Below are 14,695 nucleotides of genomic sequence, written 5' to 3' on the forward strand. Positions count from 1 at the left end.
GCGTGACCACCCAGTCCGGCCTCACCCCGTCCAACCTCACCGACACATCACGGATCGAGGCGTTCAGCGACGGCGTCTTCGCGATCGCGATCACCCTGCTCGTGCTCGAGCTGCACATTCCCGAACTGGAGCCGGGTGAGCGGCTCTGGCCTGCGCTGCTGCACGAGTGGCCGCAGTTCGCCGCCTACCTGACCAGCTTCGCGATCATCGGCATCATGTGGGTCAACCACCACTCGATGTTCCGGCAGATCCGGCGGGCCGACCGCGGGTTGATGTTCCTGAATCTGGGCTTGTTGCTCTGGACCGCACTCCTGCCGTTCCCGACCAGCCTGTTCGCCGAGTACCTGCAGGACGACTCGTTCGACGCGCACGTCGCGGCGGCCGTCTACAGCACCAACCTCACCCTGGCCGCGATCGCCTTCAGCAGCATCTGGTGGTACGTGCTCCGAAACCATCTCGTCGACCACGACCTGAACCGTTCGCAGGTCCGCAGGTCCGTACTGCGGTACTCGGTGGGCACGGTGCTCTACGCCGCCGCGATCGGGCTGTCCTTCATCTCCGCGCCGTTGACCTTGCTGGTGCAGTTCCTGCTCGCCGTGTACTACGGCTTCGAGCAGCTCCGCACTCGCAGCTGACCTCTCACCGGCCGGACTGGCTGGATCGCTACGCCGGGTCAGCAGGAGTTCGTTGAGGATTCCTGCTGAGTGCCTTGCCAGTGGGCTGTCCCGCGGGGAGCCTGAGGGGACTGGTTCCGCTGCCTGCCGTGGGGAGATCGCATGTTCGACTACGACCTGGTGGTGATCGGTTCGGGACCCGGTGGGCAGAAGGCCGCGATCGCGGGGGCCAAGCTCGGGCGGAAGGTCGCGGTGGTGGAGCGCGGCTCGATGCTGGGTGGGGTCTGTGTGAACACCGGGACGATCCCGTCGAAGACCCTGCGCGAGGCCGTGCTGTATCTGACCGGCATGGCCCTGCGCGACCTGTACGGCGCGAGCTACCGGGTGAAGTCCGACATCACCATCGCGGATCTGATGGCGCGGACCCAGCACGTCGTCGGCCGTGAGGTCGAGGTGGTGCGTGCGCAACTCCTGCGCAACCACGTCGAGCTCCTGCAGGGCACGGCGAGTTTCCTCGATCCGCACACGGTCCGGGTGATCGGGAGCGGCCGCGGCGAGTCGAGCACGATCACCGCGGACAAGGTGGTGATCGCGACCGGGACCAGGCCCGCGCGGCCGCCGGAGATCGAGTTCGACGACCGGTACGTGCTCGACTCCGACGCGATCCTCAAGCTGGAGAAGGTGCCGACCTCGATGGTGGTGGTCGGCGCCGGCGTGATCGGGATCGAGTACGCGTCAATGTTCGCGGCGCTCGGCACCCGGGTGACTGTCGTGGAGAAGCGCGACCGGATGCTGGAGTTCTGCGACCCGGAGGTGGTCGAGTCGCTCAAGTTCCACCTGCGCGACCAGGCGGTCACCTTCCGGTTCGGCGAGGAGGTCGAGCGGGTCGAGGTCTCCGCGCGCGGCACGGTGACATCACTGGCCAGCGGCAAACGGATCCCCGCCGAGATGGTGATGTACTCCGCCGGCCGCCAGGGCGTCACCGACGAGCTGAACCTGACCTCCGCCGGCCTCGAGGCGGACTCCCGCGGCCGGATCAAGGTCGATGAGCACTACCGGACCACCGTCGAGCACATCTACGCGGTCGGCGACGTGATCGGGTTCCCCGCCCTCGCCGCGAACAGCATGGACCAGGGCCGCCTCGCGGCGTACCACGCCTTCGGCGAGCCGGCGCGCGAGCTGGCCGGTCTCCAGCCGATCGGCATCTACACGATCCCCGAGGTCTCCTACTGCGGCGCCACCGAGGAGGAGCTGACCCGCTCCTCCGTCCCCTACGAGGTCGGCGTCTCCCGCTATCGCGAGCTCGCCCGTGGCCAGATCCTGGGCGACACCTACGGCATGCTCAAGCTCCTGGTCTCCACCGAGGACCGAACCCTGCTCGGCGTCCACGTCTTCGGCACCAACGCCACCGACCTGGTCCACATCGGCCAGGCCATCATGGGCTGCGGCGGCACCGTCGACTACCTCGTCGACACCGTCCTCAACTACCCGACCCTCTCGGAGGCCTACAAAGTCGCCGCCCTGGACGTAACCAACAAGATCCGAGCCCTGGAAGCCTTTGGTTCTTAGCGCGTGCGGCTGAAGTGGGTGACTTGTACTCCGGGGGCGATGGTGGCGCGGCCGGTCTCGGTGTAGCCGCGGGAGAGGTAGAGGGCGGTGGCTGGGTGGTTGGCGCTGCCGGTGGAGACGAGGCTGGTGGGGCGGCGTTCGACGGCGTCCAGGTGATCCAGGAGTGCGCGGCCGTGACCTCGGCGGGCGTGCGCCGGGTCGACGACCAGGCGGCTGATCTCGACCGTCGACTCGTCGGGGAACTCGTAGGCGACCGCGGCCACCAACTCGTCCTCGTCATACCGGCCGAACCAGTGCTCAGTAGACGCCATCAGCCCTGCGAGATCCTCCTGCAGCGGCGGGATGCCGTCGAAGCCGATCAGTTCCGCCTCGACCGCGTACGCCAGGTGCTGCACGACGAGCACCCGCACGGCGGTCTCGGGATCGGCCAGGTCGAGCACACGAATCATCCCGCCACGCTAACGCCCACCCACACCCACCGCCCGCCAATTACCTCAGCACACAGCCGGACCGCCTGCCTGTCACGGTTGGACGAGCCCCGGCCGTGCCCCTGCCGCCGCACCCCGCGGGCCACCGGATGCGCAGTACAGGCGCCGGCCGCCGAGGTACTGGTCATGCGGCTCGCCAGTAGCCGAGGGAGTGGATTCGGGCTTTGGGGATTGCCAGGTCCTTGAGGGCGTAGGAGGTGAGGGCTCGAGTGGTGGCGGTGTCGCAGGCGATCCAGACGAAGGTGTTGGCAGGGTCGTCTATCAGGTCGGGCAGGGTTGCCTTGACGTCGGTGACCAGTTGGTCGTCCTTGCGAGAGACCACGCGGAGGTCGTGATGCTCGGGGTCGAGGCGCAGCGGCAACTCGTGGTCGGAGTCGTGCGAGGTCTCGAACCAGATCGTCGCGGGGACCTTCGGCGCCACCGACAGCAGCGAGTTGATCGCAGGCAACGAGGCCGGGTCACCGATCACGAGCATCCGCTGCGGCAGCGGATCCGGTACCTCGAACCCCGTCCCCTGCACTGTCGCGTCGATGGTGTCGCCGGGCTCCGCCTGGCGGGACCAGACGCTCGCGCACCCGTCGTGCAGCGCGAACTCCAGGCTGAACGTGCCCGCCTCGACGTCCGGATCGACCAGGGTGTAGGCGCGCTGGTGCGGTTTGCCGGCGTTGTCGAACCACAGCCGCACCCACATGGTCGGGTGTACGCCGGTCGCCTCCAGCACGCCGCCGTCGGTGAAGTGCACCCGCCGGTAGCGCTCGGTGACCTGCTCAGCGCCCGTCACGGAGAGCACGAAGTCCTTGCCGCGGAACAGCTTGAGAACCACGCCCTCCCAGCCACGCCCCACTGCCGCCTCCTCCTGGATGATTGCCTCGTTGCGACGGAAGTATCCGACTTGTAAGTTAGCGCAGCCTAACCTAACTGAAAGCAGGATGACGAGAGTGAACGCCAAGGTCTTCAGGGACGCCTGGGGTGTACCGCACTTGAGGGCCGGCGACCCGCTCGCACTCGCCTATCTCCAGGGCCGCAACGCGGCGACCGACCGCGCCTGGCAGATCGAGCTGGAGCGACGCCGCTTCCTCGGCACCAGCGCCGCCTTCCTCGGACCCGAGGCGCTCGGCTGGGACGTGTTCGCGCGTCAGGCCCGCCTCGACGACACGGCGCAACACTGCTACCAGAATCTCGACGACGACACCCGCGAGTGGATCTCGGCGTACGTGGCCGGCGTCAACCACGGTCTGCCGGGCGGCGCTCGGCGGGCGCCCGAGTTCGCCGCCACGGGGCTCACCCTGCAGGAGTGGGAGCCGTGGGCGCCGGTCGGGATCTGGCTGGCCGTGCACGTGCTGTTCGCCGGGTTCCCGACCAAGCTCTGGCGCGAGCACGTCGTCCGCCACCTCGGCGACGCGGCGATCGACCTCTTCAACTCCGAAGGCCCCCGTACTGCGGGCAGCAACGGGTGGCTCATCTCCGGCGAACGCACCGCGACCGGTACTCCGATCGTCGCGGGCGACCCGCATCGCTACATCGAGAGCCCGGGTGTCTACCAGCAGCTCCGGCTGGCCTGCCCGGAGTACGACGTGGTCGGTCTGGCGGTTCCGGGCATCCCCGGGATGGCGCACTTCGGGCATACCGGCGGTGTGGCCTGGGCGATCACCAACGCTATGGCGGACTACCAGGACCTGTTCAACGAGCAACTCCGGCGGACCGGATCGGGGAGCGAGTCAGGGGTCGAGGCGCTCGGGCCGGATGGCTGGCAGCGGGCGACGTGGTACACCGAGGTGGTCGAGGTCGCGAGGGGCGAGTCCGTGGAGATCGAGGTGATCGAGACCGACCGCGGCCCGGTGATCATCGGCGGACCCGGCCAGAGCCAGGCGATCAGTCTGCGGTATCCGCCACGGGTGACCGGACGAATCGGTTTCGAGACGCTCCCCGCGTTGCTCAAGGCAACCACTGTCGCCGACGTGGACGCCGCCTTCGATCCCTGGATGGAGCCCGTCAACGTCGTGATGGCGGCCGACACCTCCGGCGGACTCCTGCACCGGACCGCCGGGGTGGTGCCACGACGCCACCCTCAGAACTGGCAACGCGTCGTACCGGCCTGGGAAGCCGATCACCAGTGGCAGGGCTGGTACGAGCCCATGCCGCGCGCCGAGGTCGGCGGTGTCGCGGTGATGGCGAACGCGCGCGAGTTGGCCGAGCCGCTGGGGGTGGATTTCGCCGCACCGTTCCGATCCCGGCGGATCAGGCAACTACTCGACGAGCGGTCCGACTGGACCGTTGCCGAGATGCCTTCGATCCATAGCGACACCTGGCTCGGATCGGCGGGACTGATCCTGGATCTCCTGGCAGGGTTGGAAGAACTGTCGCCGGAGGCAACCGCCTTGCGTGAGCAGTTGCTCGCCTGGGATCGCCGGATGGATGCCGTCAGCAACGTTGCCTCCAGCTACGCGGCAGTCCGGAAGGCGCTGATCCGCCGGCTGGCCGAGCACCCCCGCCTTGCCGTCCTCGACGAGGATGTCGACTCCTCCGAGCTCTTCCTGCCGTGGCTCGACACGCTCACCCACACGTCGTTCGCGCTCGAGAATCTACTCACCACCGACCTGCTGCCTGACCTCAACGTCACCTGGCTGGTCAAGGAGGCGCTCGAGGAGGTGGCATCCCGCAAACCTCGAGGACCGTGGGGAGACACCCATCACCTCGCTCCCTTGCATGCGCTGAGGGGGCCGGTTTTCGCCGCGGGCGAGGAGAGCTTCGAGCTGGCGTTGTCCGGCGACCACCACTGCGTGATGTCCACCTCGAGCCTGCCGGGGTTCACCGACGTCTGCATCAGAGCGTCTGCCGCCCGTTATGCGTGGGACCTGGGCGACCGCTCCGCCAGTCAGTGGATCGTGCCGCTCGGCGCGTCCGGAGTACTGGGTGATCCGCACCATCACGACCAGTTGCCGCTCTGGTTGCGCGGCGAACTCGCAGCGATCGAGACCGCCTGGGACCAGCTCACCGCCGAGGACGATACGTTCGAGCAGGTGGTGGACGGCTTCGGCACGGTCCGCGTCCTACCGGTCGAACCGCAGCGGGACCTCGACCTGATTCACGGCTGGATCTCTGCCGAACGGGCCCGTTTCTGGGGGATGACCGGCAAGTCGCGCGACGAGGTGCTCGGCACCTACGAGTTCCTCGACTCGTTGCCCACGCACCACGTCTACCTGGTCCACCTGGACGATCAGCCGGTCGCGTTGTTCCAGACCTATGACCCGCAGGCGGATCCTGTCGGCGAGGTGTACGACGTACGGGTGGGCGACATCGGCTCGCACCTGCTCATTGCTCCGGGCGACTGGCGTCGGGGCTTCACCGAGGATCTGCTGGGGGTCCTCGGGTCGTTCCTGTTGAACCACCTCGGACATCCGCGGGTGGTGGCCGAACCCGATGCGCGCAACGACAAGGCCGTCGCCCGGCTGAAGCGAACCGGCTTCACCCTCGGCGCGCAGGTCGCCATCGCCCAGCACGACGGCTCGACGAAGCAAGCTCAGCTCGGCTTCATGACCAGGGAGGTCTTCAACCGGTTCATGGCGAGGACGGAGGCCTCAGGGTCGGGCCGGTGATCGCAGGCGGGCCTTGTCGCAGGCGTGCGGTGACGTGGTCGCGGACTGGCCTCGCTCCTCCGTCGCCGGCATTAGCCCGGCTAGGTCGTCACCGGGCGGCTGTCCGGGAAACCGAGAGGCTTGTGAAGCGCGCAGCGCTGCGCCCGGGTGCGGGTGGCTACCCGGGCGCGGCTCTGTCTAGTGGAAGAAGTCGTCGGGTGCGAGTTCCGTCGGCGGTCAGATCTGGCGGGACTGGCCGGCTCGGGTGTCGCCGGCTCGGCGGCTGGTCAGCTGAGGACCTTGTCGTCCTTGCTGGTGGTGTGATCGCGGCCGGCGGCGCGCCGCTCGGTCTGCTGATGGTCCGTGGTCCGTGGCGCTGGGCAGACCGGGCCACGACGGATCGGGCCGCCTCCCAGCCTCCTGCTCTTCCACTGCTTCTCTTCGTAGTCGTAGTAGGTGTCGACGCCTCCGACTGTCATCGATCTCCTCCCGGTCTTCCCCCCGGCTGCTACCCCTGCTGGCTCTCAACAGTCCGTCACCGGGGGCCACTCGCACAAGCGATTCTTCAACTACCCTCCGACAAACGGACTCTTCGACCGGTATTCGTCCGATTTGTCCAGACTTTTCTGATGGCAAAGGCATTCCGGCCGGATTACCGCGGACTTTCTTCACAGCGCGGAAGAACTCAGGCGGCGAAAACGCCCACCCCGTGCCCGGCAATCCGGACACCCTCGGTGACGATCTCGGCCACGCCGAACGCCATCACCTGGTAAGCCGGTACGTCGTCCAGCGGCACCACCAGCTCGGCCGGATCGAGGTTCACCACCACTCGCAGCGCCCCCCGGCGGACTACCAACCACGAGCCGTCCTCGTCGTACGAGATCTCCGCCGACCCCAAACGATCCTCGCGCAGGTCCTCGCTCCGGGCCCGCAGCGCCAGCAGATCGCGGTACCAGGCGAGCAGCTCGCGATGCGGCGACTCGTCCAGCTCGGCCCAGTCCAGCACCGAGCTCTGCCAGGTCGCCGGGTCCTGCGGGTCGGGGATGTCCTCGGCGTCCCATCCGTACGCCGCGAACTCGCGGCGACGGCCGGTCCGGACGGCCTCAGCCAGTTCAGGCTGGCCGTGATCCGTGAAGTACCGCCACGGCGTGGAGGCTCCCCACTCCTCGCCCATGAACAACATCGGCGTGTACGGCGAGGTGAGCACCAGCGCGGCGCCGATCGCCAACTGGCCGGGGGTGAGGTGCGGCCGATCGCCGAGCGCGCGGTTGCCGACCTGGTCGTGGTTCGAGGTGTAGACGAGGAACTCCCCGCCGCGATGCCGCCCGGGATCCACCGGCCGGCCCCAGTCTTTGCCGCGGAAGGTCGAGTACGACCCGTCGTGCAGGAACACCTCGCGCAGCGTCTTCGCGAAGACCGCCGGCTCGCCGAAGTCCACGTAGTACCCGGCTCGCTCCCCGGTCAGCAGGGTGTGCAGCGCGTGGTGGAAGTCGTCGCTCCACTGCGCGGTCATCCCGAGCCCGCCCTCGGCCACCGGCTCGACCATGCGCGGGTCGTTCAGATCCGACTCGGCCACCAACCCCAACGGCCGCCCGAGTGAAGCCGACAGTGCAGCCGTCTCCTCGGACAGCTGAGCCAGCAGGTGCTTCGGGCTGTCATCAGCCAACGCGTGTACTGCGTCCAGGCGCAACGCGTCGAGGCGGAACTCCCGGAACCAGCGCAGGGCGTTGTCGCAGATCCACCGGCGCACCTCAAAGCTGCCGGCGGCGTCCAGGTTCACCGCCGGGCCCCAAGGCGTGGTGTGCCGGGAGGTGAAGTACGGGCCGAACGAGCCCAGGTAGTTCCCGCTCGGGCCGAGGTGGTTGTAGACCACGTCCAAGCACACCGCGAGTCCCACCGAGTGGCACCGATCGACAAATCGCTGCAGGGCTTCCGGCCCTCCGTAGGGCTCGTGCACCGCGTAGAGGTCGACGCCGTCGTACCCCCAGCCGTGGCGACCGGGGAACGCCGCGACCGGCATCAGCGACACCATCTCGACGCCCAACGCGACCAGGTAGTCGAGGTGACCGGTGGCGGCTTCGAGCGTGCCTTCGGGAGTGAACGTGCCGATGTGCAGCTCATAGAACACCGAGCCCCGCGCATCCCGGCCGGCCCAGCCGCCGTCACTCCAGTCATGCAGACCGGTATCGAAGACCCTGCTGAAGCCGTGCACGCCGTCCGGCTGCCAGGGGCTCCGCGGATCGGGCATCGGCTCACTACCGTCAACGGAGAACGCGTAGTCCGTCCCGTGCCCGGCTTCGGGCACCTCGAGCTCCCACCACCCGCCGTCGTCGGTCTCCGCCATCTTCAGAGCCCCGCTACGCAACACCAGCGAGACAGCAGAAGCGTCCGGGGCCCAGACGGTGAAGGTGTGCATCCATCAACTCCTGGTCAGCAATGCGACTGGGAGATCCGAGAGCAGGTCGTGGATCCGAGCCGCTCCACTACCCACGGACCGGCCGGTCAACACGTCCCGCCACTCACCCTCGGGCAGCACGACCGTGCTGTCACCCCAACCGCCCAGGCGACGCAGGGCCACCGGCAGCCGGGTCGCGATCGTGACCACAGAGTCTCCCCGGGCGAAGGCGACAGCGTGACCACTGGAGGTCGGGAGCGGCGTGTAGCTCCCTGCGAAGACCTCGGGTTGCTGCCGACGCAACCGCAGAGCCCTCGAGGTCACCAGCAGCTTCTCGTCCGACAGCCCGTCCGGGTTGGCGCCGCCGTCCAGCCGGGTCAGCCGCTCGATCCGCCGCAGGTAATCGACCGTCCGCCGGTTGTCCGGATCCACCAGGGACAGGTCGACGAACTCGCTGCCCTGGTAGACGTCCGGAACTCCCGGCATCGTCAGCTGGACGAGCTTCTGCCCGAGCGTCGCCGCCCGGACGAACTCCGCCTGCGCGTCGGCGAACCGGCGTACGGAGTCAAGCAGGGCCTTGTCGGCCAGTACTGCGGTCGCGAAGGCGGCGACGGACTCCTCGTACTCCGAGTCCGGCGAGGTCCAACTGGTGTGCCGCTTCGCCTCGCGGATCGCCTTCTGCAGGTAGGCCTGCAGCCGGTCCTCGGCCAGCGGGCCGTGGTCCCAGGTGCCGAACAGCGTCTGCCACAGCAGGTACTCCGTGCTGCCGTCGAGGGCAGTGTCCCGGTAGTCCGCGGACAGCGAGCGCCAGTGCCGGACGGCCTCCGTCCAGGCTCCCGGCTGTTCCGACAAGACGGCCAGCCGGGCGCGGACGTCCTCGGAGCGCTTGGTGTCGTGCGTGGAGAGCGTGGTCATGGTGCGCGGCCAGCGATCGTTCAGCCGGGCCGCGTAGGCGTGGAACTCCTCCGGCGAAACCCCGAAGTGCTCCGGGTCGCCGCCGACCTCGTTGAGCGCCGTGAGCCGGAACCACCGGTAGAAGGCGGTGTCCTCGATCCCCTTCGCCATCACCGGGCCGCAGGTCTGCTGGAACCGCACGATCAGCTCGTGCCGGGCGTCCTCGTCGATCCGGCTCGCAGTACCGGCTTCGCGGCCGAGCAGGAGGTCCCGGACCAGCTCGAGCGTGTCCTGCAGCTCCTCGTCCAGGTGGCGCCGGGCCAGCTCGGTGGCGTGCTCCATCGCCATCACCGCGGTGTGGTCCGGCTGCTCACCCGGTACTACGTAGGCGCGGTACCGGTCGAAGTTCACCAGCAGCTCGACGACCACCTCGTGGAAGGCCCGGCGGGTGTGGTCGCGCAGCCGCACGTCGTCCTGGCAGATCCGGGCCAGGAGCTCCACGAGCCGGTGGACCTCGGCGTACTGGCCGTGCTTCACCACCTCGCGCTTGGCCTGCTCCACGACCGGGGCGAAGTCGGCCGGCTCGCCGGTGAGCTCCGAGTGGAACGCGGACAGCGGCGCCGCCCCCGACGGGTCGACGAAGAGGCCGCCGACGCGCAGGAGGGCGTCGTACCCGGTGGTGCCGGCGCAGGGCCAGTCGGCAGGCAGCTCCTCCTCGCCCTCGAGGATCTTCTCCACCACGACCCAGGCACCGCCCGTTCGCTCGGCCAGCCGGCGTAGGTAGCCGCGCGGATCGGCCAGGCCGTCCGGGTGGTCGATGCGGAAGCCGTTGAGCTTGCCCTCGTGCAGCAAGGAGAACAGCAACGCGTGGGTGGCCTCGAAGACCTCCTGGTTCTCCACCCGGACGGCGGCCAGCGTGTCGACGTCGAAGAAGCGCCGGTAGTTCAGCTCCTCGTCGGCGACCCGCCAGTGCGCCAGGCGGTACCACTGCTCGGTGACGAGTTCCGCGATCGGCAGGTTCTCCGTGCCGGGTCGCAGCGGGAACTCGTGGTCGTAGTACCGCAGGACGTCACCGTCGACCGACAGCTCGCCGTCCGCGAGCACCTTGCCGATGCGGTGGCCGAGCACCGCCATCAGCAGCGGCTGGTTCCCCGCGCCCCAGTCGACGTCGAACCACTCCGCATAAGGCGAGCTCGGTCCGTCCCGCAGTACGGACCACAGCGCCTTGTTGAGCCGCGCGGGCGTCGGCACCGCCACATGGTTCGGTACTACGTCCGCGATCGCGCCCATCCGGTGATCCGCGAGCTTCGCGGCGAGCCGGTCGAACGCGGGACGCCCGCCGGCCGCCTGCGACAACCTGCTGTGGTCGACCACGTCGTACCCGTGGGTGGAACCGGGCGTGGCCTGCAGGATCGGGGACAGGTAGGCGTGCGAGACCCCCAGGCTGTACAGGTACGAGACAGCCTCGGCGGCGTCGTCGAACCCGAACCCGGCATGCAGCTGCAGCCGGTACGTCGCCTGCGGGACCGCGGTCATCCGGTCGCCTGACGGGGGCGGGTCAGGACCAGCATGCCGTGAGCCTCGATCCGGATGGTGCTCCCCGCGGGGTGGTCCTCCTCGTTGGCACGACCGGTCGGCCTGATGGTGTCCACCACCACGGACCAGGCGTCGCCGTACTCCTTGGTAGGCAGCAGGAAGTCCTGCGGCTCGTAGTTGCTGTTCAGCAGGATCAGGAACGAGTCGTCCACCACCGGCTCTCCGCGCGGATCCGGCTCCGAGATGGCGTCACCGTTGAGGAACACGGCCACCGCGCGGGCGTCGTCCCGGCTCCAGTCGCCGTCCTGCATCTCCTGGCCGTCGGGGGTGAACCAGACCAGATCGCCCAGTCCGTCTATCCCTGTGTCGCCGTGGAAGAACCGGCGGCGCCGCAGTACCGGGTGCTCGTTGCGCAGCCGGACCAGGTCGCCGGTGAACTCCAGCAGGTCCTGCTGCTCCTCCGTGAGGTCCCAGTTCACCCAGGCGAGCTCGTTGTCCTGGCAGTAGACGTTGTTGTTGCCGCTCTGCGTGCGGCCGAGCTCGTCGCCGTGGGCGAGCATCGGGACACCTTGCGAGATCAGCAAGGTGGCCAGGAAGTTGCGCTGCTGCTTGGTCCGCAGCGCCCGCACGGCGGGATCATCGGTCTCACCCTCGGCACCGCAGTTCCAGGAACGGTTGTGGCTCTCGCCGTCGTTGCCACCCTCGCCGTTGGCCTCGTTGTGCTTCTCGTTGTAGGAGACGAGGTCGCGCAGGGTGAAGCCGTCGTGCGCGGTGACGAAGTTGATGCTCGCCAGCGGGCGGCGGCTGTCGTCGCGGTACAGATCCGACGAGCCGGTCAGCCGGGAGCCGAACTCGGCCAGCGTGTACTTCTCGCCACGCCAGAAGTCCCGCACGGTGTCGCGGTACTTGCCGTTCCACTCGGTCCACAGCGGCGGGAAGTTGCCCACCTGGTAGCCGCCGTCGCCGACGTCCCACGGCTCGGCGATCAGTTTCACCTGGCTCACCACCGGATCCTGCTGGACCAGGTCGAAGAACGCCGACAGCCGGTCCACCTCGTGGAACTGGCGGGCCAGCGTGGACGCCAGGTCGAACCGGAATCCGTCCACGTGCATCTCGGTGACCCAGTAGCGCAGCGAGTCCATGATCAGCTGCAGCACGTGCGGGTGCCGCATCAGCAGGCTGTTCCCGGTGCCGGTGGTGTCGTAGTAGTGCGTCTTGTCCGAGTCCACCAGCCGGTAGTACGCCGCGTTGTCGATGCCCTTGAACGACAGCGTCGGGCCGAACTCGTTGCCCTCGGCGGTGTGGTTGTAGACGACGTCGAGGATCACCTCGATGTCGGCCTCGTGCAGCGCCTGGACCATCGTCTTGAACTCGGTCACCTGCTGTCCCCGGCCACCCAGCGACGAGTAGGCGTTGTGCGGGGAGAAGAAGCCGATCGTGTTGTAGCCCCAGTAGTTCGACAGGTTCCGCTCCTGCAGATGCCCGTCCTGGGCGAACTGGTGCACCGGCATCAACTCGATCGCGGTCACCCCGAGCTCCTTGAGGTGCTCGATGATCGCCGGGTGCCCGATCCCGGCGTACGTGCCGCGGATCTCCTCCGGCAGCCCCGGATGGGTCTTGGTCAGGCCCTTGACGTGCGCCTCGTAGATCACGGTCTCGTGGTACGCGTGACCCGGCGGGCGGTCGTTGCCCCAGTCGAAGAACGGGTTGGTGACGACCGACAGCATGGTGTGCTCGCGGTTGTCCATCGTGTTCGGCTCGGTGGGCTTGTCGAACCGGTAGCTGAACAGCGACTCGTCGCCGTCCACCTGCCCGTCGATGGCCTTGGCGTACGGGTCCAGCAGCAGCTTGGACGGGTTGCACCGGTGCCCCTCGCCGGGGTTGTACGGCCCGTGCACGCGGTACCCGTACCGCTGCCCGGGCTGCACCGCCGGCAGGTACGCGTGCCACACGAACCCGTCCACCTCGGTCAACTGGACCAGCTGCTCGGACCCGTCGTCACCGATCAACGCCAGGTCGACACGCTCAGCAACCTCCGAGAACACTGCAAAGTTCGTACCGGAGCCGTCATACGTAGCTCCGAGGGGATAGGGACGACCAGGCCATTTCTGCACTTGACGACGGTACCCACCCCTACCCCCACCCGAAGAACAGTGGGGTGATCTGCCCCCGCAAGTTAACCCAGCCGAGACCAATTCCCGCCTCCCGAACGCCGCTTCACCCGAACCCGAAGCTGCTAGCCTCCCCCCGATGGGTTACTGGCGTTATCTCGTAGCAGCCAAGAGTGACGTACCGCTGGACACGCTGCCGGCCCCCGAACGCCTGTTCACCCTCCTACCCCAAGCAACATCCATCACCAACCGCTGACCTCAGCCACCGCTTCTGGTCTCAAACGGCCGCACCGAGGCTGTGTGACAGCAGTTCCAGATCGATCACGACCGAAACCGGACGCCCTTCAGCGTCGCGACCGATCCATGCTGGATAGACCCCGTCACCCATCCCGCAGGCGAAGATCAGAAGTCCACCGACCAGCTCCGGATCGGTGATGATCTCGGCTCCGTCGGGACCGACCGCATCCAGGATCGAATCCAGCCTCTCCAGGTCATCGCGCTGCAAGCGACGAAGAAACCCGAGGTCGGACGGGTCGAGCAAACATCCCAGACCTGTATCGACGCCGAACCCGGGCAAGCCGTCGGCGTCGTCCTCCGGTGCCTGTTCCCCGGCTGTCAACCCGAGCTCCCAACTCCGGACCTCGGCATCGCCCAACTCGGCCTTCACCGCCGTCGGCCGGCGTATCGGCGGCGGCACCCGCTGATCCGGCGACTCGTCCCAGTGCACGACGGAAAGAGAGATCCGCCAAACCCCAGGCCGCGCGACCACCGTGAACGGCTCTGTCTCCTCCGCATCATCCTGAACCCAGTCAGCCGGGTCCCGAACAACAAGCCTCCCGCTGGGAACTACCAGATCCCCAACTCGGACCACATCCAGCCGCGAGATCCGGCCACCCACCCACCGATGCCGAGCCCCCTCCGCGAACAACGCCCCAACATCAGGCCCGGACAACCCCATCAGTCAGCACTACTCCTCTCAGTCATGTCCTTGAGAACCGACGATGCGGTCGACTCGCTGGTCGGCGCACGTCTCAGCAATACCCTGCTCAGGTCACCTGCGGCTCGTTGCCCACCGCCTACCAGGCCGATTTCGTCTCGAAGGAACCCATCGCAAAGAACTGCTGCGGCGTCGGCCAGCACCACGGCAAAGAGTTTGCTCGGGTCCACGCCGCGTTCACCGGGCGCAAAGGTCAGCGACCACCGATCGGCGAACTCGTAGTCACCCGGAGGCAGTTCGACCACCTGCGCCGACACGGAAGTCCCCCACCGCGCCAACCACACATGCTCGTCATCTTCAGCCACAACGGCGTCGCCCTGCTCGACATCCATAACCGTCCGCATGACCCAACCGGCGAGCCGACAGACGAGCAGCCGATCCGGCCGCTGCCGACAGAACACCTCGATCTCTACTGCCACCATCAAGTCCTCAAGCGTGTCGAACCCGGAAGGCCTCCAGGTCATTGGACAGCTTGGCCGACACGTCGAGGTAACGCAGCCCGGGGAGGTCGTCCAG

At 68.0% G+C, this 14,695-nt stretch carries 11 protein-coding genes; 3 read left to right on the top strand and 8 right to left on the bottom strand.

What is annotated here, in order from left to right; all coding sequences use genetic code 11:
- Positions 1 to 2 precede the first annotated feature (2 nt).
- Both EV644_RS17255 and sthA read left to right on the top strand, forming a co-directional pair.
- Positions 3 to 635 (top strand): TMEM175 family protein, encoded by a 633-nt coding sequence (locus EV644_RS17255; protein ID WP_158292848.1) that lies wholly within the window; start codon positions 3 to 5, stop codon positions 633 to 635.
- A gap of 141 nt (positions 636 to 776) precedes the next feature.
- Positions 777 to 2,183, top strand: coding sequence for a Si-specific NAD(P)(+) transhydrogenase (sthA, locus tag EV644_RS17260; protein WP_132189275.1), 1,407 nt, complete (start codon positions 777 to 779; stop codon positions 2,181 to 2,183).
- Here sthA and EV644_RS17265 read toward each other — a convergent pair.
- Together EV644_RS17265 and EV644_RS17270 are read right to left on the bottom strand one after the other, a co-directional pair.
- Entirely contained in the window at positions 2,180 to 2,632 is a 453-nt protein-coding gene (locus tag EV644_RS17265; RefSeq protein WP_132189276.1) for a GNAT family N-acetyltransferase, read from the bottom strand. The genes sthA and EV644_RS17265 overlap by 4 nt on opposite strands.
- A gap of 163 nt (positions 2,633 to 2,795) precedes the next feature.
- A complete protein-coding gene (locus EV644_RS17270) occupies positions 2,796 to 3,515 on the bottom strand; it encodes a siderophore-interacting protein (protein ID WP_132189277.1) in 720 nt (239 codons plus the stop codon).
- Between the two features lie 85 nt (positions 3,516 to 3,600).
- On the opposite strand from EV644_RS17270, the gene EV644_RS17275 reads away from it, so the two are divergent.
- Complete coding sequence (locus EV644_RS17275; RefSeq protein ID WP_241998284.1) at positions 3,601 to 6,267, top strand: GNAT family N-acetyltransferase; 2,667 nt, start codon at positions 3,601 to 3,603, stop codon at positions 6,265 to 6,267.
- Between the two features lie 266 nt (positions 6,268 to 6,533).
- On the opposite strand, the gene EV644_RS17280 is transcribed toward EV644_RS17275, so the two are convergent.
- The 6 genes from EV644_RS17280 to EV644_RS17305 form a co-directional block, all read right to left on the bottom strand.
- Positions 6,534 to 6,725, bottom strand: a complete 192-nt coding sequence (locus EV644_RS17280) for a hypothetical protein (RefSeq protein WP_132189278.1) — start codon at positions 6,723 to 6,725, stop codon at positions 6,534 to 6,536.
- A gap of 206 nt (positions 6,726 to 6,931) precedes the next feature.
- Positions 6,932 to 8,662, bottom strand: coding sequence for a malto-oligosyltrehalose trehalohydrolase (gene treZ / locus EV644_RS17285; RefSeq protein ID WP_132189279.1), 1,731 nt, complete (start codon positions 8,660 to 8,662; stop codon positions 6,932 to 6,934).
- Positions 8,663 to 8,665: 3 nt separating this feature from the next.
- Positions 8,666 to 11,071 (bottom strand): malto-oligosyltrehalose synthase, encoded by a 2,406-nt coding sequence (treY, locus tag EV644_RS17290; RefSeq protein ID WP_132189280.1) that lies wholly within the window; start codon positions 11,069 to 11,071, stop codon positions 8,666 to 8,668.
- Positions 11,068 to 13,185, bottom strand: coding sequence for a glycogen debranching protein GlgX (gene glgX, locus EV644_RS17295; RefSeq protein ID WP_132189281.1), 2,118 nt, complete (start codon positions 13,183 to 13,185; stop codon positions 11,068 to 11,070). Before glgX ends, treY begins: the two co-directional genes overlap by 4 nt.
- A gap of 274 nt (positions 13,186 to 13,459) precedes the next feature.
- Entirely contained in the window at positions 13,460 to 14,140 is a 681-nt protein-coding gene (locus EV644_RS17300; RefSeq protein ID WP_132189282.1) for a DUF4241 domain-containing protein, read from the bottom strand.
- The gene (locus tag EV644_RS17305; protein WP_132333380.1) at positions 14,140 to 14,601 is read right to left on the bottom strand and encodes a hypothetical protein; all 462 of its coding nucleotides are present in this window, start codon (positions 14,599 to 14,601) and stop codon (positions 14,140 to 14,142) included. Before EV644_RS17305 ends, EV644_RS17300 begins: the two co-directional genes overlap by 1 nt.
- Between the last annotated feature and the right edge of the window lie 94 nt (positions 14,602 to 14,695).

The sequence above is a fragment of the Kribbella orskensis genome (assembly GCF_004342085.1).
Classification (GTDB): Bacteria; Actinomycetota; Actinomycetes; order Propionibacteriales; family Kribbellaceae; genus Kribbella; species Kribbella orskensis.

What these genes read in the sequence shown, in the direction of transcription:
- treY (WP_132189280.1), bottom strand. Translation starts at nt 11,071, where the DNA reads ATGACCGCGGTCCCGCAGGCGACGTACCGGCTGCAGCTGCATGCCGGG.
- EV644_RS17265 (WP_132189276.1), bottom strand. Translation starts at nt 2,632, where the DNA reads ATGATTCGTGTGCTCGACCTGGCCGATCCCGAGACCGCCGTGCGGGTG.
- EV644_RS17305 (WP_132333380.1), bottom strand. Translation starts at nt 14,601, where the DNA reads ATGGTGGCAGTAGAGATCGAGGTGTTCTGTCGGCAGCGGCCGGATCGG.
- EV644_RS17275 (WP_241998284.1), top strand. Translation starts at nt 3,601, where the DNA reads ATGACGAGAGTGAACGCCAAGGTCTTCAGGGACGCCTGGGGTGTACCG.
- treZ (WP_132189279.1), bottom strand. Translation starts at nt 8,662, where the DNA reads ATGCACACCTTCACCGTCTGGGCCCCGGACGCTTCTGCTGTCTCGCTG.
- EV644_RS17280 (WP_132189278.1), bottom strand. Translation starts at nt 6,725, where the DNA reads ATGACAGTCGGAGGCGTCGACACCTACTACGACTACGAAGAGAAGCAG.
- sthA (WP_132189275.1), top strand. Translation starts at nt 777, where the DNA reads ATGTTCGACTACGACCTGGTGGTGATCGGTTCGGGACCCGGTGGGCAG.
- EV644_RS17300 (WP_132189282.1), bottom strand. Translation starts at nt 14,140, where the DNA reads ATGGGGTTGTCCGGGCCTGATGTTGGGGCGTTGTTCGCGGAGGGGGCT.